Raw genomic sequence first — 25,916 nt, forward strand, 5'->3', positions numbered from 1 at the left:
ACGCGGTCATGATCGGGACGTGGGATCGCTGACGGATCGTCATGCCCTGCCGATCAGTCCGAGTGCAGGTCCCGCACCACCAGCCCCAGCCGAGCGCCGCGGAGTCCGCCGTGTCCGGCCCGCCCCTCCGACAGGAGTCCCCGGTGAGCTCACCGCGTCCCGCCGTCCGCACGAGGTCCCTCCTCGCCGTCACCGCCTCCGCCCTGACCGCGGCCACCCTGCTCGCGCTCGTGGGTCCGCCCGCAGCGGCCACCACCGCAACCGCGGACGTCCCGCGGTCACCGGCCGAGGCGACCGCGGCCGTCGGCGAGCGGGACGCCGGGACCCGGGCGGTCGGTCCGGCCGCCGACGGTGTGCGGGTCGGTGACGGGTCCTACGCCCCGACCCCGCCGGCGAGCATCACGGACAGCGCCGACGTGCAGAAGACACTCGACCAGCGGCTGTACATCGACCCGTCGCAGGCGGGCAAGCCGGTCCCGACGAACCAGTGGTGGACCGACCTGCTCGTCAGCAAGTACTCCGGCGACATGTGGGCGTACCCGTTCGTGTCGTCGAACAGCGCCGCCGGCACGAAGGTCACCATCCCGACCCGGTGGAACAGCGACGGCACGGCGATGCGCCTCGAGGCGCCGGTCACCGTCGGCGGGACCGTCGACCCGTCCCCGGACGCGTCCGACCGCGTGCTCGCCGACTTCGAGGACGGCCTGCCCGAGGGCTGGACCGCCACGGGTGACGCGTTCGACCGGACCGCGTCGGGCACGGCCGCCGGGCAGAGCGAGGTCGCCGGCTGGCTCGGTGACCGGTTCCTCGACTCGTTCACCGACGCCGACGGCGACGGTGCGACCGGGACGCTCACCTCCCCGTCCTTCACGATCGACCGGTCGACGCTCGCGTTCCTCGTCGGCGGCGGGAACCACCCCGACCACGAAGCCGTGCAGCTGCTCGTCGACGGCGACGTCGTGGCGAGCAGCACCGGGACCGACAGCGAGCGGCTGCGGTGGGACAGCTGGGACGTCTCCCGCTTCCAGGGCCGCTCCGCGCAGGTGCGGGTCATCGACGACCTCCGTGCCGGGTGGGCCCACGTCCTCGTCGACCAGGTCCTGCTCACCGACGCGCCGGAGGGCCTGGCCGAGCGGTTCTCCACGACGTTCTCCGCGGAGCAGGCAGACGCGCTCCGCTGGGGCGACTGGAACGTCAGCTGGCGGATGCCGCAGGACGGCCCCGGCGGCCAGTACATGGACGTCACGAGCATGCAGGGCTCGCCCTACGAGTGGTTCGAGTTCCACGGCATGACGCCCCGGATCACCCTGCAGGACGGTGCCGAGATCACCGACGGCGACGGGGAGCCGCTCCGGCTGCCGGCGACGACGGACCGCTTCGAGATCCGCCAGGACGGGCACGTCTTCGGCGTGCACGCTCCCGACCGCACCACCTTCACCCGGTCCGGCGACGTGCTCGAGGCGTCCTCCGGCACGCCGTACCTGGTCCTCAGCGCGGTCCCCGAGACCGGGCTCACGCTGGACGACCTGCACCGGACCGCCTTCGCCGTCCCGCGCGACACGACCATGTCGTACTCCTACGACGCCGCCGCGGCGAACGTCCGGCAGCAGTGGTCGGTCGACACCGACACGCTCCAGGGCGACGACCACGACACCGTGCAGGGCTGGCTGCAGCACCAGTACGCCGACGCCACCACGAACCTGCGCTTCACCGGCGCCACCTACGCGACCCCGCGCGGCACGATGAAGACGACGGTCGGGCACGACGGGTGGATGCTCGACTACCGGTTCACGGGCATCACGCCGATCGGCGCCACCCCGGAGGCCGTCGGGGACGACCCGTACTCCGAGGACGTCATGCGGCGGTACCTGCACGACTACGCCGCGAAGACCACCTACGGCGGCGACACGTACTGGGGCGGCAAGGACGTCCTGCAACTGGCCGAGTACATGACCATCGCCCGGCAGATCGGCGCCACCGAGGACGCCCGGAAGCTGCAGGAGACGCTCGAGACGGCCCTGACCGACTGGTACACGTACACGGACGGCGAGAAGGAGCACTTCTTCGCCATGTACCCGACGTGGAAGGCCCTCATCGGGTTCGCGGACTCGTACGGCTCCGCGCAGTTCAACGACAACCACTTCCACTACGGCTACTTCGCCGTCGCGACCGCCCTGCTCGGCCGCGTCGATCCCGCCTGGGCGGACCGGTACGAGGGCATGGCGACCCTCGTCGTCAAGCAGTACGCGAACTGGGACCGTGACGACGCCCGCTTCCCACACCTCCGGACCTTCGGCGTCTGGGAGGGCCGCTCCAACGCGGGCGGCGTGTCCTCACCGGGCGGCAACAACCAGGAGTCGTCCTCCGAGGCGATCCAGTCCGAAGCCGGCCTGTTCCTGCTCGGCACCGTCCTCGGCGACGAGGACATGCAGGCGACCGGCGCGATGCAGTACGTCACCGAACGGGCCGCCGTCCGTGACTACTGGCAGAACGTCCGCGGCAACCCCGCCTCGGCCTCGTACGACGGCAACGGCGCGTTCCCCGATGCGTACCGGCACGGACAGGCCGGCATCCTGTTCGACTCCGGCCAGGCCCACGCCACGTACTTCTCCGGCGATCCCGCCTGGATCTCCGGGATCCAGTGGATGCCGACCGCTCCCTGGTTCGACTACTTCGGGTGGGACCCCGACTTCTCGAAGGCGCTGATGCGGGAGATGATGGCGGCCCGACCCCGGGCGCTCGGTCAGGCCGGGGTCACCGACGGCAATGCCGGCCGGATCCAGATGCTCACGAAGAAGTGGTGGGGTGTCGGGACCTACGGGGACGCGACGATCAGCCGCGACCGCCCGGCTGCGATCGGTGAACTGCAGGAGGCGATCCGCAGCGTCGAGACGAACCACCCCGGGTACGTCACCCAGCGCACCGCCGCGAACCCCCTGTACGTCCAGGCCACCGACACGCTGCTGGTCTCGGTCGACGACGACGGACGGGTGGTGTTCCCGGACCGGTACTGGACCCCGGAGAGGCTCCCGGCGTCGCTCGTCCCCGCCCAGCTCGACGGACGCACCGCCGACCGTCTGCCGGAGGACTGGCCGGTGCCGTCGCCGCTCATGCCGTTCCTCGTCGACGACTTCCGCGCCGACACCGCCACCATCGACGGGCTGTACGGCGTCGACCTGACCGACCACAGCCCCGGGCCGGACACCGCGCACGCCGCGCGGGTCTTCAGCGGCATGGGTGACGCGCTCGGCAACGTCGTCCTCGGCTTCCTCGGCCAGTACGACCCGGACACCTACGCCGACGTCCATGCCGCACTGTGGGACGCCGAGGACCCGGCCGTGACCGGACAGTCGATGGCCGGACTCGTCTACCACCAGGCCATGTCGAACCGCACCGTCGGCACCGAGGTCACCGACCGGCACACCTCCGACCCGCTCAGCCAGGTGTTCCGCGCGGCCGACGGGACGATCAGCTACGTGCTCGACAACCCCGACACCGTGCAGCACACGTACGACGTGTACGACGGCACCGAGGTCATCGGGCAGATCGCGGTCCCCGCGCAGACGCAGATCACCTCGCACCTCGACGCCCACCTGGCCGAGATCGAGGTGCACGCCGACGGCGACCCGAAGACCGTCGTCCCGGGGACGACCACCACGTTCACGGCGACCGGCCGCGACCAGTACGGCGCGACCGTCGACCTCGACGACGTCACCTGGTCCACCGACGCCGGCACGATCAGCGACTCCGGCGTCCTCCGCGCCGGCGAGCGGTCGGACCGGGCGACCGTCACCGCGACCGTCGGCGACGTGCACGGATCGGTCGCCTTCCGCGTCGCCCCGGCACCGGTCCTCACCGGGATCGACGTCACCCCCGGCACCGAGCGGCTCGTCGTCGGCACGCCGCAGCGGTTCCGCGCCGCCGGCCACGACCAGTACGGCGACCCCGCCGCGCTGCCCGGTGACGTCAGCTGGACCTACACCGGGTCCGGCACGGTCGCCGCCGACGGCACCGTGACGACGACCGCCGCCGGCTCCGGGTACGTCGTCGCCACCGGCGCAGGCGTCGAGGGCGCCGCCGTCGTGGCGTCCGTCACGACGATCCCGGACGCCGCAGCCGGAGCCGACGTCACCGCGAGTTCGTCGGACGGCGGCAACACCGCCGGCAAGGCCGTCGACGGCGACCGCAGCACCCGCTGGGAGAGCGCGCACGGGGTCGACGACGTCGACTACACGATCGACCTCGGGCGCATGACCGACGTCACCACCGTGCGGGTCGACTGGGAGGCCGCCGCCGCCGAGCAGTACGTCGTCCAGGTGAAGGACACCGCGGACGACGACTGGCGGGACGTCCGCACGGTCGAGAAGACCACCGCGGACGCCGACACCGTCGCGGTCGGCACGAGTGCCCGGTTCGTCCGCCTGCACATGACGCAGCGGCTGACCGGGTACGGCTACTCGATCTGGGAGGTGCACGTGTCCGGCACCCCGGCTGCCTCGGCCGTCGAGGTCGAGGACGTGCTCCTGGCACCGCGGTCGGCGACCGTCCGTCCCGCCGACACCGTCCGGCTCCGGGCGTACGGCTTCGACCGTGACGGGTACGGCGGCCTCCTCGCCACGGATCGACCGGCGTGGTCCGTCGCGGGCGGGGACGACGTCGGCACGGGCAGCGTCGACGGCGACGGCGTCGTGACCGCCGGACGTGACGGCGGTGTCACCGCGACCGTCACCGCCACCGTCGGACGGGCCTCCGCCCAGGCGGCGGTGACCACCCTCGACGAGCACGCCGACGACGACGGAGCGGTCCTGCCCGGCCCGTCGCGGGACGTCGCGGTCGGCAAGTCGGTCACCACGTCCTCCGACGAGCGCGGTGACCTCGCCGGCCGCAACGCGGTGGACGGGGACGGGGCCACGCGGTGGTCCAGCGTCGCCCGTGACGACCAGTGGATCGCCGTCGACCTCGGCGCCGTCGTGCCCGTCGACCAGGTCCAGGTCGACTGGGAGGCCGCCTCGGCCGAGGCCTACCGCATCCAGGTCCGGGACGACCCGCACGACGACTGGCGGACGGTCGCCGACGAGCAGCACGGCAGCGGCGGCACGGCGGCCCACCCGTTCGAGGACGTCTCCGCGCGGTACGTCCGACTGCTCGCCGACCGCCGCCACACGGCGTACGGCGTCTCCCTGTGGGCCCTCCGCGTGTTCTCGACCGAGGGCGCCCCGACCCCCGACCTCGCACACCGCGCGGCCGTGTCGTCCTCGGCCGACGAAGGGGACGGCGTCCCCGCCCGCAACGCCGTCGACGGGGACGCCGGCTCCCGCTGGGCGAGCGGGCACACCGACGACCAGTGGCTCGCGGTCGACCTCGGCGCGGAGCACGAGCTGCACGGAGCCGTCGTGCGGTGGGAGGACGCGTTCGGCCGCGCCTACCGCATCGAGGCGCGGAACGCCACGGACGACGGGTGGACGACGCTCGCGACCGAGACGGACGGCGACGGCGGGACCGACCGGCTCGACCTGCACGGCTCGTGGCGGTACGTCCGCCTGCACGGCGTCGAGCGCGCGACGCCGTACGGCTACTCGGTGTACGACCTCGAGATCCGGTAGGCCAGGACCGGATCGCAGGGCGCACGCCGTGCCGCGGTCGGGCAGTCGTGTCGCGACGGTCCGACCGCGGCGCGGTTACGTCGTCCGACGGATGCCCCGGCCGGGCAGGACCGCGGAACCTGGAGGGACCACGGCACCCACCACGTCAGGAGCACCCGCATGGCCAGCCCCACCCCCGTCCAGACCCTCGGCATCGTCGGCGCCGGCAACGTCGGCTCGCAGATCGCCCGACGCGCCACCCAGACCGGCCTGGACGTCGTCATCGCGAACTCGCGCGGTCCCGAGACGCTCGAGACGCTCATCGCCGAGCTCGCTCCGCTCGCCGGCGCCGCGTCGGTGGCCGACGCGGCGAAGGCCGGCGACGTGGTCGTCGTCGCGATCCCGGTCACCGGCTACGCGGCGCTGCCCGCGGACGCCTTCGCGGGCAAGGTCGTCGTCGACACCGGCAACTACTACCCCGAGTACTCCGGCACGGTCGCCGAGCTCGAGCAGGACCCGCACCCCACGACCTCCGAGCTGCTGCAACGCGCGCTCCCCGGCGCCTCCGTCGTCAAGGCGCTCAACAACCTCGGCGCCGCCGACGTCACCACCGACGGTTCCCCGGCCGGCACCCCGGGCCGTCGGGCGCTGACGATCGCCGGCGACGACGCCGACGCCAAGGCGGTCGTGGCCGGTCTGCTCGACCGCTTCGGGTTCGACGTCGTCGACGTCGGGCCCCTCAGCGAGGGGTGGCGGTACGAACGCGACCAGCCCGCGTACGGCGTCCGACACGACCGCGACGGCATGACCGCGGCGCTCGCTGCCGCACGTCGGTCCTGACGGGGAGGGACGACCATCGTGACCGAGCTGGTCAGCACCCCCTTCCCGGCGTCGGCCACCGCAGCCGACGTCCTCGCCGACGTCGACCTGCACGGCCGGCGGTACCTCGTCACGGGCGGCGGGTCCGGCATCGGCGCCGAGACCGCGCTCGCCCTCGCGGGTGCCGGCGCCGAGGTCGTCGTGGGCGTCCGCGACCCCGTCCGGGCCACCGCCACGCTCGAGCGCACGGGTCGGACGGCGGACCGGGTCCACGCGCGTCCGCTCGACCTCGCCGACCTCGCCTCGGTCCGCCGGTTCACCGACGCCTGGGCCGACGACGGGGTCGGTGCGCTCCACGGTGTCGTCGCGAACGCCGGTGTGATGGCGCTGCCCGATCGACAGCTCTCCGCCGTCGGGTGGGAGCTGCAGCTCGCGACGAACCACCTCGGACACCTCGCGCTCCTCCTCGGGCTCCGCGACGCCGTCGTCGAGGCCGGCGACGGACGGGTCGTCACGGTGAGTTCCACAGCCCATCTGCGGTCGCCGTTCCACTTCGAGGACCCCCAGTTCGACGAGCGTCCCTACGACCGGTGGGCGGCGTACGCGCAGTCGAAGACGGCCGACGTCCTGCTCGCCGTGGGCGTCGCCGAACGGTGGGCGGCGGACGGCGTCGTCGCGAACAGCCTGATGCCGGGGTGGATCACGACCGGGCTGCAACGGCACCTCGACGACGACACCCTGCGCGCCATGGGCGCGATGGACGAGGCGGGCAACCGCATCGAGCAACCGTTCTACAAGACCCCGGCGCAGGGGGCCGCGACCTCGACGCTGCTCGTCGCCTCGCCGACCGTGTCCGGCGTGACCGGGCGGTACTTCGAGGACAACCAGGAGGCCCCGGTGCTCGACGACGGCACGGGTCACGACCGCGGTGTCGCCCGGTACGCCCTCGACCGGGGGAACGCCGACCGCCTCTGGGAGCTCGGCACGAGCGTGCTCTGAGCGGATACGTCAGCTGACGGATGCCGCACCGTCGGCCCTGCTGCGAACGTGGGGACCGCCCCACCTCCCACCGACACCCCGACAAGGAGCAACACCATGGCCGGAAACCCGAAGGGCATCGCCCTCGAGCCCGCCGCGCAGGAGTTCGTCGACGCGACGTCCACCCCGCCCTTCCTCAACGAGCTGCCGCCAGCGGAGGGCCGGAAGGCCGTCGACGCGGTCCAGGACACCCCGATCTTCAAGCCCGACGTCGACGAGGAGTGGCTCGAGATCGAGGGCGGCCCCACCGGCACCGTGAAGATCCGCCTCGTGAAGCCGGCCGGCACGACGGCGAACCTGCCCGTCATCCTGTACGTGCACGGCGCCGGCTGGGTCTTCGGCGACGCCCACACCCACGACCGACTCGTGCGTGACCTGGCGATCGGGTCGAACGCCGCCGTCGTCTTCCCCGAGTACGACCGATCGCCGGAGGCCGGCCACCCGGTCGCCCTCGAGCAGTCGTACGCGGCGGCGCAGTGGGTCGTCCGCGAGGGCCGCGACAAGGGCCTCGACGCGTCCCGCTTCGCCGTCTCCGGCGACTCCGTCGGCGGCAACATGGCGATCGCACTGTCGCTGCTCGCCGCCGAGCGCGGGGACGTCGAGTTCGTCAAGCTCGTGGCCTTCTACCCGGTGACCGACGCCGCGTTCGACACCGGCTCGTACCAGGAGTTCGCCGAGGGCTACTTCCTCACCCGCGCCGGCATGCAGTGGTACTGGGACCAGTACACGACCGACGAGACGGTCCGCGCGCTCCCGACGGTGTCGCCCCTGCGCGCGCCGCTCGAGACGCTCGCGACGCTGCCCGAGACGCTCGTCATCACGGCCGAGGCCGACGTCCTCCGGGACGAGGGCGAGGCCTTCGCCGCGCGGCTGCGCGAGGCCGGGGTCAAGGCGACGAACGCCCGCTTCGGCGGCATCACCCACGACTTCGTGATGGTGAACTCGCTGCACGACACCGAGGCCGCGAAGCACGCGCTCCTGCTGGCCACCGCCTCCCTGCGCGCGGCCCTGGCCTGACGGCGACGGGCGCGGTGGTGACCCGACCCACCGCGCCCTCCCGCCCGTCCGTCCGTGCGTCCGTCCGACCGTCCATCAGCGAGCACGACCACGACCACCGAGGAGCAGCCGTGACCGAGACACTCGAGACCCTCGTCGCCCGCGAGGAGATCCGCACCCTCCTGGCGACCTACGCCCGCGGTGCCGACCGCCGCGACGCCCGCCTCGAGGCGTCGGTGTTCACCGAGGACGGCGTCGTCGCCCTCTTCCAGGGTGACCCGTCGACGTCCGAGCCGGTCGACACGATCCGCGGGAGGGAACGCCTCGAGGAGACGTTCGCCGGCCTCGTCGAGCAGTACGACGTGACCACCTACCTCACCGGCCAGTCGACCATCCGCTTCACGGGTGACGACGAGGCCGAGGGCGAGACGTACTGCGTCGCCTTCCACGTCCTGCACGAGGGCGAGCAGCGGACCCTCCTGACGATGTCGATCCGCTACCTCGACCGCTTCGTCCGCGTGGACGGCGCCTGGGCGATCGCGGTCCGTCACCTGGTGTTCGACTGGACCGACCGCGCACCGTCCCACCCCTGATCCCCGACCACCCACGACCCGTCCGGAGCCCGCTGTGTCCCAACCCCTCGAGTCCCTCATGCACGCCAACCTGTTCGACGTGTTCGGCGAACGCGACCCCGAGCGCCGACGGCAGGCGATCGCGCGCACCTACGCACCCGACGTCGCCTTCCTCGACCCCGACGAGGTCGTCGTCGGGCACGAGGCCCTGCACGCCAAGGCCCAGCGGCTGCTCGACGAGGCCCCCGGCTTCGTCTTCTCGCCTGCCGGCCCCGTGTACGAGAACCACGGCATGGGGTACCTCGCCTGGCACTTCGGCCCCGACGGCCAACCGCCGGTTGTGTCCGGGATGGACATCTGCTTCATCGAGGGCGACGTCATCGCGAAGGTGTACACCCTGCTGACGAGCGCACCGCCCGCCTGACGATCGGACCAGTCCCCGTCGGACGCCCTGCCATGATGGTCGGGCGTCCGGCGGTCGGGCGACGGGAGGTGACGGACGATGGCAGCCCACGGCGAGGTGCCCCCGGAGTCGCCGTACGCGTTCCTCACCGACGAGCAGATCCGGGTCTGGTACGCCTGGATGAAGCTGCAACTCCGGCTCCGGTACGAGATGAACCGGCAGCTCCGCGCGGACAGCGACATCTCGCTCGCCGACTACGACGTCCTGGTCGCCCTCACGAGCGAGCCCGGCGGTGAGATGACGATGACCGCCCTCGCGACGCGCATCGGCTGGGAGCGGAGCCGTGCCTCCCACCACACGAAGCGCCTCGCCGAGCGCGGCCTCCTCGAGCTCCGCCGCTGGGAACAGGACCGACGGAGCACCGCGGTCGCGTTGACGGACGACGGCTGGCAGGCCCTGCGCGACGCGACGCCCGCCCACACGGAACTCGTCAAGCAGATGTTCTTCAGCGGGCTCGACAGCGCGGAGTTGCCGAGCTTCGCCGACGTCCTCGAGCGGGTGTACGAGACCGTCATCGACCACGGCACCCTCCCGCGGCCGGCGGACCACCCGTAGCGACCGCTCGGCTTGCCCACCGGGACCGCACCCCGTACGTTTGAGTGAAAGATCACGCAAACCGGCGGGGAGGACCGACGATGGGTGCAGACGGACTCGCTGCGAGCCTCCAGGGCGGGACGGACGACGGCGTCCTGCGCCTCCGCACGGACGACCAGCGCCCGCTCCTCGGCCGCGACGAGGAGCTCGCCGCCCTGACCGCCCTGCTCGACCGGTCGGGCGGAGGCGGCACCGCCGTGCTCGTCGAGGGCGAAGCCGGCGTGGGCAAGACCGCCCTCGTCGCCGCGGTCGAGGCACACGCCCGCCGTGCCGGACACCGCGTCCTCCGGTGCACGGGCGTCCAGGGGTCGAACGCCGTCGGGTTCGACGGTCTGCACGAGTTGCTGCACCCCCTGCTCCCGTACGCCGACGCCCTGCCGGGACGGCAGCGCGCCGCCCTGCTCACCGCCCTCGCCGTCGAGGACGGCCCCGTGCCGGACCGCCTCCTCGTGAGCACCGCGGCCCTCGGCCTGCTCGAGGAGGCCGCGGCGCGTCGACCGGTCCTCGTCCGCGTCGAGGACCTGCACTGGGTGGACCGCTCGAGCGCCGAGGTGCTCGACTTCATCGGGCTGCGGCTTTCGAACGCGCCGATCGTGGTCATCGCGACCGCACGCACCGGGCACGAACCCACCGGTACCCTCCCCTGCTCCGCGGCCCGCCTCGAGCTCGGCCCCCTGCCGGAGGACGCCGCGGAGGCCCTCCTCGCCGAGCGCGCCGGCGGACTGACCGAGACCGCGCGTCGGCGCATCCTCGCCGAGGCCGGCGGCAACCCGCTGGCCCTCCGCGAACTCCCGGCCGCGCTCGCCGCCACCGGCGCCGCCGGGACCTCCCTCGCCACCCGGCTCCCGACCACCCGTCGGCTCGAGCAGGCCTTCCTCGACCAGCTCTCCGCCGTCCCGGCCGGCAGCCGGGCACTGTTGGTCCTCGCGGCGGCCGCCGACGACGCCGTGCTCCAGGACGTCATGGCGGCGGCGCGGACCATGGACCTCGGGCTGGCCGACCTCGGGCCGCTCGAGGTCCGCGGACTCCTCCGGACGGACCTGGCCGCCCTGCACTTCCGGCACCCGCTCCTCCGGTCCGCCGTCCTCGGGAGCGCGACCGCCGCGGAACTCGCCGCCGCGCACCGCGCGCTCGCGTCGGTCGCCCGCGACGAGACCCGAGCCGCATGGCACCGCGCCTCCGCCACGTTCGAGCGCGACGAGACGATCGCCGCCGACCTCGAGACGGTCGCCCGACGCGCCGAGCAGCGCGGCGCACGGCCGGAGGCGGTCCGCGCGTACGAACGCGCCGCCACCCTGTCGCAGGGGGACGTCGGGCGGGCCCGTCGGCTCGGACGTGCGGCGGAGACCGCGCGGGCCGCCGGCATGACGAACGAGGCGATCGAGCTCCTCGAGCAGGTGGACGCCCTGGCCGGCGACCCGGACACCGTGACCGCCACCGCCGTGACCCGCACCGTCCTCAGCCTCACCACGGGGTCACCCGTCGCTGGCCGCATCGAGACGGACCGCGTCCGGTCCGTGCTGGGCGGCGCCGAGCACACCGACCGGCTCGTGGAGGTCCTCTGGGTCTGGGCACTGAGCGTCCGCGGGCGGAACCTGCCCCGCGCGGAGTGGCACGCGATCGAGACACAGCTGCGCAGCCTGTCCTCCTCGAGTCCGCTGAAGCCGGTCGCACTCGCCCTGCTCAACCCGTTCGGGACGGCTCCCGCGGCCCGGGCGGACCTCCCGCACCTCGTCCCACAGCTCACCGACTCGCCCCTCGGCATGGCCTCCCTCGCGATCGCCGCCGAGTCCCTGCAGGACCTCGAGACCGCGCTGACGTGCTGGGAACTCGCCTACGAGCGCGCGCACGAGCTCGGCGCGGTGGCCGACGAGGCCCAGGCCCTCCGCGGGCGTGCCACGGTCCTCCTGCTCCGCGGGCGGATCCGCGACGCCGTCGCCGACGCCGAGTACGCCGTCCGGATGGCCAGCGAGAGCCACCTCCCCCTCGTCGCCGGGATGGCGTACGGCACGCTCGCGCGGGCGCACGCCCTGCTCGGCGACGCCGAGGCCGCCGCGCAGGCGCTCCGGGACGGCTCGGCCCGCTCCCTGGGCGGACGGCTCGCACTCGCCAGTGCCGACGCACGCTGGGCGGCGGGCCTCGTCGCGCTCGGGCAGCACCGGTACCGGGACGCGCAGATCGAGTTCACGCACATGACGGTGCACCCGACACGCTCGCTCTGGGCCATCGCGGACCGCACCGAGGCCGCCGTGCACGGCGGTCGGCCGGAGTCGGTGACCGAGACCCTCGCCGAGGCCGAGGCCGTGGCGAGCACCTTCCGGTCCGCGCACCTCACCGCCCTCGTGCTCCGCAGCCGGGCGCTGCTCGCTCCGGGGGACCGAGCCGAGTCCTGGTTCGTCCGGGCCGTCGAGGCGGGCCAGCTGAGCGAGTCCCCCGTCGAGCTCGCGCGCACACGCCTGCTCTTCGGCGAGTGGCTCCGACGGGAACGCCGCGTCGTGGAGGCCCGCACCCACCTCCGGGAGGCACTCGCCGAGTTCGTCGCCGCGGGCACCGCCGGGTTCGCCGCACGGGCCGCCGCGGAGCTCCGAGCCGCCGGTGAGGCCCCACCCAACGGCACCTCCGGCGCGCCGTCGGCGAGCGCTCCGCTCACCCCACAGGAACTGCAGATCGCCCGGCTGGCGGCAGCGGGGATGTCGAACCGCGAGATCGCGGACCGGATCTACCTGTCGCACCGCACGGTGAGCACCCACCTGTACAAGGTCTTCCCGAAGCTCGGCGTCAGCAGCCGCGCCGGACTCGCGGAGGCGCTCGCCGCGACCGGACACGCCGACTAGGAGCGGCAGGCCCGGGAGGCCCGGCGTACGTCAGACGACGGATGCCGGCGGCGCGGCGCGCCTGGGACGCTCGTCGGAGGCCCGGGGCGAGGGGCACGGAGCTGCCCTCCGGGGGTGGAGCACACTCCACCCTCCGTCTCGTGCCTGCACCCGTGACCGGACGACCAGACCGAGATGGACTGACGCCATGACCGAACCACTCCTCCATGCAGAGGACCTCATCAAGTCGTTCCCCGGCCCGGACCAGGGTCGGGTCGAGGTGTTGCGCGGTGTCTCGCTCGCCGTGCAGCCGGGCGAGTTCGTCGCGATCGTCGGGCCGAGCGGCTCCGGCAAGTCGACGCTCCTCTACTGCCTGTCCGCCCTCGAGCCCTACGACAGCGGGTCGGTGTCCATCACCGGGCAGCGACTCGAGACCCTGCGACCGAAGCAACTGCAGGCCCTGCGCCGCTCCACCGTCGGCTTCGTCTTCCAGTCGTTCAACCTCATCCCCTCGCTGACGGCCCGGCAGAACATCGCGCTCCCCGCGAGCCTCGCGCACCGCCCGGTCTCCACCGCCGAGGTCGACGCGGCACTGGCATCGGTCGGGCTCGCCGACCGCGGGGACCACCGTCCGGGCAGCCTGTCGGGCGGGCAGCAGCAGCGGGTCGCGATCGCCCGGGTGCTGGCGTCCCGTCCGGAGGTCGTCTTCGCCGACGAGCCCACCGGCGCGCTCGACACCACGGCCGGTGACGCGGTGCTCGGACTCCTGCGGCAGGTGGCGTCCGGCGACCGCGCGGTCGTGATGGTGACGCACGACCTCGAGGCCGCCGCCCGCGCGGACCGGGTGCTCGTGCTGCGGGACGGCTCGATCCACCGGGAACTCGTCCGTCCGAGCGCGGGGCAGGTCCTCGACGCGCTCACCGCCGCTGCCCAGGAGGCGTGACGATGCTCCGACTCGTCCTCAGCGACCTCCGGTACAACGCCGGGATCTGGGTCGGGGCGCTGACCGTCAGCGCGGCGACGGCCGCGGCCCTGGTGGTCGCGGCGGCCATGGTCGAGACCGGGATCGCGCTGATCGCCTCGGGCGACGAACTCGACCTGCTGCGTGCAGCCGGCCTGGGCACCCTGGCGACGCTGGTCGTGGTGCTCACGGTCGTCGCGGTGGCCGCGGTGCTCGGCAGCGTGACCCGACTGACGATCGACCTGCAGCGCCGGGGGTACGCGCTCTGGCAGCTCGTGGGCGTCCCGTCCCGGACCGTCACGGTCGTCGTCCGGCTCCAGCTCGGCGTGGTCGCCCTCGTCGGGAGCACCCTCGGGTGCCTCGTCGTCGCGCCCGTCGCGCCGGCCGTCCTGCACCTCGGGCTCTCCGCCTCGGACGGGCTCCGCGACCTCGACGAGCGCTTCGACGTCGTCGGCGGGGTCGCCGTCGTCGTCGCCGTGACGGCCGTCGTCGTCCTCAGCAGTCTCCGGTCGTCCCGTCGCGCCGGTCGGGTGCGCCCCGTCGAGGTCCTCCGCGACCCCGACGCAGCGGCGGGTCGGACGAGCTGGGGACGGTGGACGCTCGCGGGCGTCGCCGTCGTGCTCGCCGCCCTGCTGACGTCGAGCCTCGCAGCCGGTGGAGTGCGTGCGTCGACCTCGGTCCTGCTCATCGGGCCGTTCCTCACCGCGGCCGCCGTCGCCGTCGGGCCGACGCTGTTCCCGGTCGTGCTGCGCGCCTGGACCGCCGTCCTGCCGGCGCACTGGTCGGCGTCGTGGTTCCTGGCCCGGAACGCCGCGGCCTCCGCGGTCGGCCGGAGCAGCGCGACGGTCGGTGCCCTCGTCCTCACGATCGCGCTCCCGGCCAGCATCACGGGCGGGTTCGCGACCACCGCCGACGCCGTCCGGCGGTCCACCGGCGGGGACGGACCCGGACTCGATCCGCAGAGCCTCCTCCTCATGCTCGGCGGACCGCTGCTCGTCTCGCTGTCCGGAGCCGCCGCGACCGTGCTCATGGCCGGGCGGACCCGTGAGCAGGAGGCCGCGCTCGTCGAGGCCGCGGGCGGGTCCCGGTCGGTCGTCCTGGCACGGGCCGCCTGGGAGTCGGTCGTCCTCGTCGGGACCGCGGTGCTCGTGTCGGCCGCCGTCCTGGTGGTGAGCGGCGTCGCGCAGGCGATCGCCCTCGGGGTCACCGTCCCCGGCACGTCGCCCGACGTCGGGCTGGGTGCGGCCGGCCCGGCCACGCTGGTGAGCCTCGTCCTGATGGTGGCCGCCAGCACGCTCCCGCTCGTCGTCGGGCGCCGCCGCAGCATCCCGCTCGTCCTCGCCGCGGACTGAACCCGGTCCACCACGGCCGTGTCGGGCCTCCCGGCCGGACAGGCTGCTCCGCCGTGCCCGCCCGGCCGACGCACCTCCCCGATCCTCACGAACCCACGAACCCTGGAAGGACGCACCATGCGCATCCTCTTCTCCGGCGTCCCCGCGCTCGGACACCTGCTCCCCCTCGTCCCGCTCGTCCGCGCCGCCGCATCGGCGGGGCACGACGTCGCCGTCCTCACCAGCGGCGGCATGCGGGACGCCCTCGCCGCCGAACTGCCCGGGGTACCGGTCCTGGCAGCGGGTCCCATGCCTCCCGAGCTGTTCGCGGAGGTGGCCCGGCGCCTCCCCGGCAGCGACCCGGCGAACCGACCGGAACCCGCGGCCGTCGCCGAGTTCTTCGCCGGGACGCGGGTCGACCTCACCGTCGACGACACCGTCCGCGAAGCGAGGACGTGGGGTCCGGACGTCGTCGTGGCCGACGCGGTCGACCTGGTGGGACCGCTCGTCGCGGCGACGCTCGGCGTCCCGTACGCCGTCGTCGCGTTCGGACCGGAGGTGCCCGATGCGTTCCGACGTCCGATGACGGAGCTCGTGCTCCCCCGGTACGCGGGCCGGGGCCTGGTGCCGTCACCCCCGGTGGCGCTGCTCGACCCGACGCCGGCGTCCCTGCAGGCGTCCGGGTGGACGCAGCACCCCCTGACCATCCCGTTCCGGGCGGAGCCGCACAGCCGTCCGGGCGACACCACTCCGCTGGCGCCGTTCCCGGCGTCCGAGCGGCCGCGCGTGCTCGTCACGCTCGGGACGGTGTTCGGGGACGCCGCACTCCTGACGGCGATCATCGACGGCCTCCACCCTGACGAGGCGGACGTGCTCGCGACGGTCGGCGTGATCGGGGACCACCTCGAGGACACCGACCACGTCCACCACGTGCCGTTCCGGCCTATGCGGGAGCTGCTGGACGGCGTCGACGTCGTGGTGAGCGCTGCGGGAGCGGGTACGGTGCTCGCGGCCGCGAGTGTCGGCGTCCCGATGGTGCTGCTCCCCCAGGGCGCCGACCAGTTCATCAACGCCGAGCGTGCTGCCGCGGCCGACGTCGCCGTGGTGGTCGACGAGCCCGCTGCCGTCGGGCCGGCGGTGCACGCGGTGCTCGCCGGGTCGCGCCATGCCGCCGCGGCCCGGCGGCTCCGCGAGGAGAACGAGCAGCGTCCGAGCACCGGGGACGCGATCGCCGTGCTCGTGGACCGCGTGACCCACGCCACGAGCGCCGCCGGGCGGTGACCCGGCGGGCCCTGGGCCGCCGACCGGCCCGGGGCCCGTGGCGGGCGGCGTCAGGCCTCGGTCGGTCCGGGTCCTCCGGGACCCGGACCGATGACCGACGCCACGAACCGACGGGCGTCCTCGTCGTCGTGCTCGTGCAGCCGCATGCCGAGCAACGTGTTGATGAGCATGCCCTTCGCGAGGAACGTCTCGGCGGCCGACGGCGTGAGGTGCGCGTCCTCGACGAGGAACCGGAGGATCCGCGTGAACCCCTCCCGTGCGACCGGCCCGATCACGGGGTCCGCACCGAGCATGTACGACTGCATCACGATGAGGTGGACGCCGTCCTCGGTCGCGAGCGTCCGGTAGGCCTCGCCGAGCCGGGACTCGACCGTGCCCGGTTGCCCGTCGTCCAGCGCCGCACGGAACGTGTCGAGGACCGCTTCGAGACAGCCGTCGATGACCGCGAGGAACAGGTTCTCCTTCGACCCGAACATCCGGACGACGTAGGGCTGGCTGATCCCGGCGGCCTTCGCGATCCGCTCGGTGGTCGCCCCGTGGTACCCCTCGCGGGCGAACACGGCGGCCGCGGCGGCCAGGGTCGCCTCCCGCCGCTGACTGCCCGCCATGCGCTCCGCTGCCCTGGGGACCGGACCCCTTGCCGTCGTCATGCCCCGAGGGCATCATCCGATTCCATGAGTAATGAATCGATTACTAACCAAAGCTCCTCCGTTCCCTCGCTCCCGCCGCTCCGCCGGGTCCTCCCGGTCCTCGTCGTACAGGTGCTCGTCGCGATGGCCATCGCCGGTGCGTTCGCCGGCCTCTACATCGGACTGCAGAAGGCCCCCGTGCCGCACCACCTGCCGGTCGCGGTCGTCGGCGCACAGCTCGCCGAAGCGGCCTCGACGGCGCTCGGTGACTCCGCCGACGTCCGTCCGGTCGACTCCGCAGCCGCCGCTCGCGCCCTCGTCCGCTCACACGACGTCGTCGCCGCGCTCGTCCCCGCTGCCGAGGGATCGACGCTCGCCGTCGCCGGCGCGGACGGGCGGAGCGCGACCGGTGCGGCGACGGCCATGCTGAGCGGTGTCGCCCGGGCCGGCGGCGTCCCGGTGACCCTCACCCAGGACCTCGTCCCGCTCGTGACCGGGGACGGGCAGGGCATCGCGGGCTTCTACCTCGTGTTCGGCACCACGCTCGCCGCCTTCGTCCTCGCCCAGATCATGAACTCCCTCGGCGCCCTGGCCGGCCTGCGGGTGCGCGTCGCGGTCACCGTCATCGGGAGCATCGCCGCGGCCGTCGTCGTGGCCGTCATCGCCGGACCGGTCGCCGGCGCCGTCCCCGCGGCCCCCGCTGTCGTCGTCGGCGTGCTGGCGCTGCTCGCGGTGGCCGTCTCGCTGTCGACCCTGGCCATCACCGCCCTCCTCGGCCCGATGGGCGTCGTCGTGTCCACGCTCGTGTTCACCACCCTCGGCAACGCGACCAGCGGCGCGACGGTGAGCACACACCTCCTGCCGCCGTTCCTGTCCGCCGTCGGTGGCGCCCTGCCGCCCGGAGCGGCGTTCGGGGCGGTGACGGCGGCCAGCTACTTCGACGGCACCGGCGTCGGCCGCGCACTCCTGACGCTCGGCCTGTGGATCACCGGAGCCGCGATCGCGTTGTCCGCCGCCGCCGCCCGTCGCCGTGCCGTCCGGCATGACCGCCGCTCGCCCTCGGCCTGAGCCGAGCGACATGCTCCGTCCTTCCTGAGCACTCACAGGACTCCGCATCTCCATCGCCTATCGTGGCGACCAGCGCGATCGCGCGAACACCCCACGCCGGTGCAGACCGGCGGCGACGGAAGGTCGGTCTGCGTTGACCACCACCCCGATCCAGCCCGGCTACACCCGCACCCGGCCCGCAACCGGTCCCAGGGGCTCGAGCACGTCCACCTACTCGGCCGTCCTCGCGCAGGTCAAGCAGCACGACCTGCTCCGCCGCCGCACCGGGTTCTACTGGTCGCTGTTCGGCTCGCTCGTCGGCACGCTCGCACTCGCGTGGATCGCCTTCGCCGTGCTGGGCGAGTCGTGGTTCCAGCTCATCGTCGCCGGCGCGCTCGGCGTGGTCTTCACCCAGTTCGCCTTCCTGTCGCACGAGGCCGCGCACCGTCAGGTGTTCGCCTCACAGCGCTGGAACGACCGCGCTGGCCGCTACGTCGGCACGTTCCTGGTCGGCCTGAGCTACTCGTGGTGGATGACCAAGCACACCCGCCACCACGGCAACCCGAACACGATCGGGAAGGACCCGGACATCGCCGCCGGCGTCATCCGGTTCACGCCCGAGGACGCAGCGGAGACCCGGGGTGCGCGGAGCGTCTTCACCCGGTTCCAGGGGTGGCTGTTCTTCCCGCTCCTGACGCTCGAGGGCATCAACCTGCACTGGTCCGCCGTGCACACCGTGCTGACCGGCGCCGACACCAAGGCCGACGTCCGGGCACGCGTGCTCGAGGCGACGCTCCTCGTCCTGCGCTTCGGCATCTACCTGACCGTGCTCTTCTGGTTCCTGCCGTTCGGCATGGCGTGCGCGTTCCTCGGTGTGCAGCTCGCCGTCTTCGGCGTCATGATGGGTGCCTCGTTCGCCCCGAACCACAAGGGCATGCCGACCATCGCGCACGACGCCAAGGTCGACTTCTTCTCGCGCCAGGTGCGCACCTCGCGCAACATCCGCGGCGGTTGGTGGGTGTCGTTCCTCATGGGCGGCCTGAACTACCAGGTCGAGCACCACCTGTTCCCGTCGATGCCGCGACCGGCCCTGAAGAAGGCCCGGCTGCTCGTCCGTCAGCACTGCGAGACGCTCGACGTCCCCTACACGGAGACGACGCTCCTGCGCTCGTACGGCATCGTCGTCCGCTACCTCAACCGCGTCGGCCTGGCCGCCCGCGACCCGTTCACCTGCCCGATGGTCTCGGAGCTCCGCATCCACTGACGGGTCGGCGAACCGCACCGCGCTCCCACCCGTACGATCGACGGACACCCATCGTCGACGGAGACGGAGCCCGGCATGACCACCACTGACCTCGCCGCACCGGCGGACGCAGCGAGCGTCGGACGCCCCGCTGCCGACCATCCGCACCACCACGCGACCGCTTCCGTCGCCGCGATCCTCGCGGAGTCAGCGGCCCGGTACCCGGACGACGTCGCCGTCGTCGTCGGCGAGCAGCGCATCACCTACGCCGAGTTGTGGGACCAGACCCTCGCGTACGCGGGCGCCCTCCGCGCCCGTGGCGTCACCGAGGGCAGCCGCGTCGCGATGCTCATCCCGAACGTGCCCGACTTCCCCCGCGTCTACTACGCGACCCTCGCGCTCGGCGCCGTCGTCGTCCCCGTGCACGCACTCCTCAAGCGCCACGAGATCGAGTACGTGCTCCGCGACAGCGGAGCCGCCCTGCTCGTCTGCGCCGCCCCGCTCATCGCGGAGGGTGCGGCGGGAGCCGCGCTGGCCGGGGTCGACGTCGTCACCGTCCTCACGCCTCCCGTGGCCGACGACGCCGACGGTTCCGCCCCGCCCAGCCTGGAGGCCCTCGCCGCGTCGAGCGCGCCCCTCACCACCCTCACGCCCCGCGACCCCTTCGACACCGCGACGATCCTGTACACGAGCGGCACCACCGGGCAGCCCAAGGGCGCCGAGGGATCGCACTTCGCCCTGCTCGAGCAGGTGAACACGCTCCTCATGAGCACCTTCGACATGCGACGGGGCGACGTGCTGCTCGGCGCGCTGCCGCTGTTCCACACCTTCGGCCAGACCTGCACCATGAACACCGGCTTCCGCGCCGGCGCGACCATCGTCATGCTGCCGAAGTTCGACGGCGACGCCGCACTCGCCGCGATGGTCGAGCACGGCTGCGGCATCTTCATGGGCGTTCCGACGATGTACATGGGTCTGCTCGACGCAGCGACCCGGACCGACGCCCGACCGCACCTCCGGTACGCGATCTCCGGCGGGGCCTCGTTGCCGCTCGCGGTGCTCGAACGATTCGAGGCCGTGTACGGGGCGCCGATCCACGAGGGCTACGGCCTGACCGAGACCTCACCCGTCGCGAGCTTCAACCACGTCGGACGGACGCCCCGTCCCGGCACCATCGGCACACCTGTCTGGGGCGTCGAGGTCGAGATCGCGGACCCCGCCGTGCAGGACCGCATCGACATGCTGCCGCGCGGCACGATCGGCGAACTCGTCATCCGGGGCCACAACCTGATGAACGGTTACCGCAACCGACCCGACGCGACCGCCGCGGCCGTGGTCGACGGGTGGTTCCGGACGGGCGACCTCGGGACGAAGGACGACGAGGGCTTCCTGACGATCGTCGACCGCACGAAGGACATGATCATCCGCAACGGCTACAACGTGTACCCGCGCGAGGTCGAGGAGGTGCTCGCCGCGCACGAGGACGTCACGATGGCCGCGGTGTTCGGGGTGCCGCACGACGTGCACGGCCAGGAGATCGCGGCGGCGGTCGTCCTCGCCGACGGCGCCACGACCAGCTCGGACGAGCTCGTCCGGTACGTCGCGGACGCCATCGCCGCGTACAAGTACCCGCGGGTCGTCCACGTCGTCGACGCGCTCCCCCTCGGTCCGAGCGGCAAGGTGCTGAAGCGTGCCCTCGTCGAGCGGTTCGGCTCGGAGCCGGCGCCCGGACCGGAGGAGCACGCCGGCGCCTGACCGACGTCGGTACACTCGGCCGGGTGGAGCTGATCACGGACGTGCGTCGAGCCGACTGGCTCGTGCGACGCCTCCAGGCCTTCGGGACCGTCGCCGGCACCGTCGGCGGCGGGTTCGACGGGTACGCCCGCGTCCTGCACCCGCTCGCGGCCTTCCGGGAGGACCGCTCGGTCCTCGACGAGCACGGCGACGCTCCGGTCCTCGAGACGAGCACGTGGCGGTGGTCCGACGTCGCAGCGAGGACCGGGCGGACGCTGGACGCCGGGGTCTCCTGGAGCGCACTCAGCGCGAACCGCGACGAGGACGTGCTGTTCGACGACGGGTGGCGGGTCGAACCGCCTGCCGAAGGCTGGCTCGATCCGCGCCTGCTGGCCGCACTCACCTCGCACCTCAGTGCCTCGACGGCGACCCCGCTCGACCTGGTGGCGGCGGTGTGGGACGGATGGGGGGACCTGAGCGGCGGCTCCACCCTCGTGTCCGGGTGGCAGGACGGGACGCCCGATGCGACGGAGCGTGCCCGCGCCGAGGCGGAGGCCGCCCGCCTCCGCACAGCACACCAGGCGGCACTCGACGCCGTCCGCCGCGCACTCGCCGTGCCGCGACTGCACCTCACACACCGCGAGCACCTCCTGGTGCACACGACGGTCGCGGACTGGGCCGACCCGGCGTGGACCGAGCGGGCGGAGATCGCGGACGGTGTGCCGCTCGCGCACACGCCGCAGCTGTTGTGGCCGGAGGACCACGCGTGGGTCCTCGCGACGGAGATCGACTGCGACTCGACGCTGGTCGCGGGGACGCGACGACTCGTGGACGCGATCGTCAGGGACCATCGGTTCGAGGCGTACGAGGTGGACCCGGCCGACGGGCTCCGCTGACCTCCGCGGACGTCGTCCCGTTCAGGTCGACGCGGAGGCCGTCGGGCGTCCGGACCGTCCTGCCACGGACGCGAAACACGCCCGCGAGCAGATCCGGCGTGAGCACGTCCTCCGGGGCACCAGCTGCGGCGACGCGTCCGCCGTCCAGGACCACGAGGTGGTCGCAGTAGCGCGCCGCGAGGTCGAGGTCGTGCAGCACGACCACGACGGTGCGTGGGCCGGCGGCGAGCAGGTCGAGGAGCTCGAACTGGTGGTGCACGTCGAGGTGGTTCAACGGTTCGTCGAGGACGAGCACCGCGGGTTCCTGGGCGAGCGCGCGGGCGATCTGCACCCGCTGCCGCTCGCCGCCCGACAGACCGCTCCACCGCCGTTGCTCGGTCCCGGCCATGCCGACTTCGGTCAGCGCCTCCCGGCAGATGTCGTCGGCGTCGTCGTCCAGCGTCCCGAGCCGGGACCGCCACGGGAGCCGGCCGAGCCGGACGACGTCGAGCACCCGGTGGTCGATGTCCGTGTGCGCCTGCTGTTCGACGAAGGCGAGCCGACGGGCGACCGACCGGCGCGGGAGCGTCCGGAGGTCGGCGCCGTCGAGTGTCACGGTGCCGCGGTCGGGTGCGGTGACGCCCGCGAGGCACCGGGCGAGCGTCGACTTGCCGGACCCGTTGGGTCCGACGATCCCGGTCATCAGCCCGCTCGGCGCGAGCAGGTCGACGCCGTCCAGCAGGTCGACGCCCGGGACGGACCGCCCCACGTCATGCGCGCCGAGCACTCCGGAGCCGTCCCCAGCGGTCATGCGCGCTGTCCCCGGCGGAGGACGACCAGGAACGTCGGCACCCCGATGAGCGCCGTGACGACGCCGACCGGGATCTGGTGCGGTGCGAGCGCCAGACGTCCGGCGAGGTCCGCGACGACGAGGAACACCGCGCCGGCGAGGGCGGACACCGGCAGCAGGAGCCGGTGTCCCGGTCCGACGAGCATGCGGGCCGCGTGCGGGACGACGAGTCCGACGAACCCGATGGCCCCGACGGCGGCGACGACCGCAGCGGTGGTCGCCGCGGCGCCGACGAGGACCACGATCCGGAGCAGCCGGACGTCGATGCCGAGTGCCACGGCGGCATCGTGACCGAAGACGAACGCGTCCAGCGCCGGCGCGACGGCCACGAACACGATGGTGGCGAGGGCGACGACGACTGTGCACACCACGACGGACGACCAGCGCGCTGCTGCGAGCGAGCCGAGCAACCAGTAGGTGATGCCACGGGTGGCGTCCGCGTCACCCCAGGCCGTGACGACGAGTGACGTCACGGCCGAGAAGAGCTGACCGACGACGACGCCGGTCAGCACGACCCGACTCGTGCTCGCGGTGTCCCGCCCCATCAGCGCGAAGACGAGCGCGAACGAGACGAGGCCACCCACGAGCGCTCCCCCGGCGAGGGTGACCGACCCGGCGCCGAGGCCGAGGACGAGCACGAGGACCGCCCCCGTCGAGGCTCCGGAGGAGATCCCGAGCAGGTACGGTTCGGCGAGCACGTTGCGCGTCACCGCCTGCAGCACGCATCCGCACACCGCCAGTCCCGCTCCGGCCGCAGCGGCGAGCAGGACGCGCGGGAGCCGGAGCTGCCAGACGACCGAGTCGGCCAGTGGCGGCAGCGGCGTGAGCGGCAAGCCCAGGTGGGTGCCGATCGAGCGGACCGTCTCCGCCCAGGTGATCGAGCCGCCGGCGAGCGTCACGCCGGCGATGACGACGCCGACGAGCGCCACCGCCAGCGCCGGCACGACGAGGGTGCGCCGCAGGGCGGTCGCGGTCACCGGCGGGCGAGCACGACGAAGTCGTCGAGGTACTGCCAGACCGGCCCGACCTCGGCGAACCCGGCGACCTGGAGGGCAGCCGTGTGGAACGCGAGGCTGAGCTCCGGGTTCGGCGGCCGGAGAGCGAAGCGGCGCTCCCGCTCGGCCGCGAGACGGCCGTACCGTTCGACCGCGGTGACCTCGGCGAACCACTGGTCCCAGTCCAGGGCACCCGCAGCACGGTCCGTGCGCTGCGTGCGCTCGTCGTCGCGGGCGCTGAGCTCGGCGAACAGGGTCCGTCCGTCCAGGTGGCGCAGGTGGTCGGCGTTGAGCACGACCCCGCCGGGAGCGAGGAGCCCTCCGAGGTCGTTGTACACACGGCTCAGCACGTCCGACGGCAACCAGTGCAGGGCGGTCGAGCTGAGCACCGCGTCGGGTACCGCCCCGTCGAGGCCGGCCGTCCAGTCGCGGTCCCACAGGTCGGCGTCGACGAAGCGCACCGGCTGCCCGCCGAGTGCCGTCCGCCCGAGCTCGAGGAGCACCGGGTCGAAGTCCACGGCGATGCAGGTGACGTCCGGCCGGCGGGCGAGCACCCGTTGGCTGATGGAGCCGGGTCCGCTGGCGAGGTCGAGCACGACACCGCCCTGGGGCACGACGTGGTCGACGACGTCGAGCATGACCGTGAAGCGCTGCTCACGGTGCGTGATGTACGCCGCCTGCTGGGCGTCCCAGGCGGACAGGAGGTCGAGCGCGCGCTCGGTCTCGGCGGTGGTCGGGGTGTCGGTCGTGGTCGTGGTGGTGGTCATCGTCGTTCCTCGGCGTACGCGGTCAGGGCGGTGGACACGGTCTGCAGGGCGTCGATGCTCCGCACCGACGGGTCGAGCTCGGTGGCCGGGACGGCGACGAGGTGGTCGTCGCGGACGGCGCTGAGCCCCTTCGTCACGGCGTCCGAGCGCAGCTGTGCGATCTTGTCGTCGGCGCTGTCACCGGGCAGGCCACGTGACAGGTCGGCGACCACGATCACGTCCGGGTCGCGCTGGGCGATCTCGTCCCAGCTGGTCTCGCCCCACTGCGCGTCGAGGTCCTCGAACGCGTTCGTCGCGCCGGCGACCCGCCCCATCGTGTCGGCGAGCCCGTTCCCGCCGGCGACCACGGGTGCGCCGTTCACGGACGAGTAGAGCCAGGCGACGGAGGGCTTCCTGGTGTCGGATGCAGCTGCGGTGACCTGCTCGAGCGTGTCCCGCTGCTCGGCGACGAGGTCGCGGCCACGCTGGTCGACCCCGAACACCCGTGCGATGTCCGTCACCTCGTCGAGGATCGCGTCGAACCCGACCTCGTCCGGGACGAGGGCGGGGTCCTCGCAGTCGTTCGCCGACAGGTACGCCGGCACGCCGAGGTCGACCAGTTCCTGGCGGCTCCCCGCGGCTTCGGAGGCGAACGCGGAGGCACGCATCGAGTAGACGAAGTCGGGTTCCGCCTCGCGGAGCTGCTCGGTGGTCGGGTACTGGTCGGCGAGGACCGGCACGTCGTCGTACGCCTTCCGCCACTCCGGCGCGACGGCGTCCGTGAGGTAGCTCGTGCCCACCATCCGGTCCTGCAGACCGAGGGCGAGCATCACCTCGGTGGCGCCCTGCTCGAGGGTCACCGCACGCTCGGGAGGCGCGGACACGGTGAGCGGCATGCCGCAGCTGGTCAGGCTGGTCGCGCTCGACGGGTCGGTCCCGGAACGGTCTGCGGCGGTCGGGCTCGCACACCCGGCGAGGGTGAGCGCAGCGAGTGCCACCGATGTAATGAGAATCGTTTTCACACCAGCACCGTAGGGGATGCTCGGAGGCGCGCCAAATCCGTGTCGACCTGCCCTGCGCCCGCGCCGGTCCGCCACGGGGCAGGTAGGATAGGAGCAGGACGTCGTCGACAGGGGAACCATGACAGCGGTCGTGTGGATCACAGCGGTCATCGGAGGACTCGCGGCAGTCGCTGCACTCGCGCGGACTCGCCGCCGCTGACAGCGCGGCAACGATCCGGTCACGTTCGTCCAGCTCGTGCCGTAGGCGGCGACTCGCGGTGCTTCACTGACCCGCATGGGGCAGAGCCGGACACGCGGGCCGATGTCGGTCGTCATCGCGGTGGGC

At 73.3% G+C, this 25,916-nt stretch carries 19 protein-coding genes and 1 pseudogene; 15 read left to right on the forward strand and 5 right to left on the reverse strand.

From position 1 onward, the window contains the following. Positions 1 to 143: 143 nt before the first annotated feature. From DEI95_RS07845 to DEI95_RS07895, 11 genes and pseudogenes are all read left to right on the forward strand, one after another. Positions 144 to 5,603: a discoidin domain-containing protein gene (locus DEI95_RS07845; RefSeq protein WP_146243618.1), complete on the forward strand. Its 5,460-nt coding sequence runs from the start codon at positions 144 to 146 to the stop codon at positions 5,601 to 5,603. 90 nt (positions 5,604 to 5,693) lie between these two features. After that, positions 5,694 to 6,422: pseudogene (locus DEI95_RS07850) on the forward strand (NADPH-dependent F420 reductase); the annotation flags it as partial. Positions 6,423 to 6,440: 18 nt separating this feature from the next. Next, a complete protein-coding gene (locus DEI95_RS07855) occupies positions 6,441 to 7,400 on the forward strand; it encodes an SDR family NAD(P)-dependent oxidoreductase (RefSeq protein ID WP_111059883.1) in 960 nt (319 codons plus the stop codon). Between the two features lie 96 nt (positions 7,401 to 7,496). Next, positions 7,497 to 8,456: an alpha/beta hydrolase gene (locus DEI95_RS07860; RefSeq protein WP_110889671.1), complete on the forward strand. Its 960-nt coding sequence runs from the start codon at positions 7,497 to 7,499 to the stop codon at positions 8,454 to 8,456. Between the two features lie 110 nt (positions 8,457 to 8,566). Beyond that, positions 8,567 to 9,028, forward strand: coding sequence for a nuclear transport factor 2 family protein (locus tag DEI95_RS16645; RefSeq protein WP_181436233.1), 462 nt, complete (start codon positions 8,567 to 8,569; stop codon positions 9,026 to 9,028). Between the two features lie 34 nt (positions 9,029 to 9,062). Then, positions 9,063 to 9,431 carry a nuclear transport factor 2 family protein gene (locus tag DEI95_RS07870; protein ID WP_258365965.1) on the forward strand — a complete coding sequence of 123 codons (369 nt, stop codon included), beginning with the start codon at positions 9,063 to 9,065 and terminating at the stop codon, positions 9,429 to 9,431. Between the two features lie 78 nt (positions 9,432 to 9,509). Further along, the gene (locus DEI95_RS07875) at positions 9,510 to 10,025 is read left to right on the forward strand and encodes a MarR family winged helix-turn-helix transcriptional regulator (protein ID WP_111059885.1); all 516 of its coding nucleotides are present in this window, start codon (positions 9,510 to 9,512) and stop codon (positions 10,023 to 10,025) included. Between the two features lie 80 nt (positions 10,026 to 10,105). Beyond that, positions 10,106 to 12,898: a LuxR family transcriptional regulator gene (locus tag DEI95_RS07880; protein WP_111059886.1), complete on the forward strand. Its 2,793-nt coding sequence runs from the start codon at positions 10,106 to 10,108 to the stop codon at positions 12,896 to 12,898. Between the two features lie 187 nt (positions 12,899 to 13,085). Continuing rightward, positions 13,086 to 13,820, forward strand: a complete 735-nt coding sequence (locus DEI95_RS07885; protein WP_110889668.1) for an ABC transporter ATP-binding protein — start codon at positions 13,086 to 13,088, stop codon at positions 13,818 to 13,820. Then, on the forward strand, positions 13,817 to 15,190 hold the full coding sequence (locus tag DEI95_RS07890) for an FtsX-like permease family protein (RefSeq protein ID WP_111059887.1): 1,374 nt from the start codon (positions 13,817 to 13,819) through the stop codon (positions 15,188 to 15,190). Before DEI95_RS07885 ends, DEI95_RS07890 begins: the two co-directional genes overlap by 4 nt. 117 nt (positions 15,191 to 15,307) lie before the next feature. Beyond that, positions 15,308 to 16,450: a glycosyltransferase gene (locus DEI95_RS07895; protein WP_111059888.1), complete on the forward strand. Its 1,143-nt coding sequence runs from the start codon at positions 15,308 to 15,310 to the stop codon at positions 16,448 to 16,450. Between the two features lie 50 nt (positions 16,451 to 16,500). Here DEI95_RS07895 and DEI95_RS07900 read toward each other — a convergent pair whose 3' ends face one another. Continuing rightward, complete coding sequence (locus DEI95_RS07900; protein WP_110899992.1) at positions 16,501 to 17,058, reverse strand: TetR/AcrR family transcriptional regulator; 558 nt, start codon at positions 17,056 to 17,058, stop codon at positions 16,501 to 16,503. A gap of 66 nt (positions 17,059 to 17,124) precedes the next feature. On the opposite strand from DEI95_RS07900, the gene DEI95_RS07905 reads away from it, so the two are divergent. From DEI95_RS07905 to DEI95_RS07920, 4 genes are all read left to right on the forward strand, one after another. After that, complete coding sequence (locus DEI95_RS07905) at positions 17,125 to 18,147, forward strand: hypothetical protein (protein WP_146243619.1); 1,023 nt, start codon at positions 17,125 to 17,127, stop codon at positions 18,145 to 18,147. Between the two features lie 133 nt (positions 18,148 to 18,280). Next, positions 18,281 to 19,390, forward strand: a complete 1,110-nt coding sequence (locus DEI95_RS07910; protein ID WP_110825380.1) for an acyl-CoA desaturase — start codon at positions 18,281 to 18,283, stop codon at positions 19,388 to 19,390. A gap of 75 nt (positions 19,391 to 19,465) precedes the next feature. Next, positions 19,466 to 21,124 carry a long-chain fatty acid--CoA ligase gene (locus tag DEI95_RS07915; RefSeq protein WP_111059890.1) on the forward strand — a complete coding sequence of 553 codons (1,659 nt, stop codon included), beginning with the start codon at positions 19,466 to 19,468 and terminating at the stop codon, positions 21,122 to 21,124. Between the two features lie 23 nt (positions 21,125 to 21,147). Further along, positions 21,148 to 21,999, forward strand: coding sequence for a hypothetical protein (locus tag DEI95_RS07920; RefSeq protein WP_111059891.1), 852 nt, complete (start codon positions 21,148 to 21,150; stop codon positions 21,997 to 21,999). Here the strand turns inward: DEI95_RS07920 and DEI95_RS07925 are convergent. The 4 genes from DEI95_RS07925 to DEI95_RS16650 are packed head-to-tail and all read right to left on the reverse strand — an operon-like array spanning position 21,944 to position 25,591. Then, positions 21,944 to 22,789: an ABC transporter ATP-binding protein gene (locus DEI95_RS07925; protein WP_111059892.1), complete on the reverse strand. Its 846-nt coding sequence runs from the start codon at positions 22,787 to 22,789 to the stop codon at positions 21,944 to 21,946. The genes DEI95_RS07920 and DEI95_RS07925 overlap by 56 nt on opposite strands. After that, a complete protein-coding gene (locus DEI95_RS07930) occupies positions 22,786 to 23,805 on the reverse strand; it encodes an iron ABC transporter permease (protein ID WP_258367522.1) in 1,020 nt (339 codons plus the stop codon). Before DEI95_RS07930 ends, DEI95_RS07925 begins: the two co-directional genes overlap by 4 nt. Further along, a complete protein-coding gene (locus DEI95_RS07935; RefSeq protein WP_111059893.1) occupies positions 23,802 to 24,590 on the reverse strand; it encodes a trans-aconitate 2-methyltransferase in 789 nt (262 codons plus the stop codon). Before DEI95_RS07935 ends, DEI95_RS07930 begins: the two co-directional genes overlap by 4 nt. Further along, complete coding sequence (locus DEI95_RS16650) at positions 24,587 to 25,591, reverse strand: ABC transporter substrate-binding protein (RefSeq protein WP_181436234.1); 1,005 nt, start codon at positions 25,589 to 25,591, stop codon at positions 24,587 to 24,589. The genes DEI95_RS07935 and DEI95_RS16650 overlap by 4 nt, the downstream gene beginning before the upstream one ends. Positions 25,592 to 25,916: the final 325 nt, after the last annotated feature.

The organism is Curtobacterium sp. MCBD17_008 (assembly GCF_003234475.1).
GTDB lineage: Bacteria > Actinomycetota > Actinomycetes > Actinomycetales > Microbacteriaceae > Curtobacterium.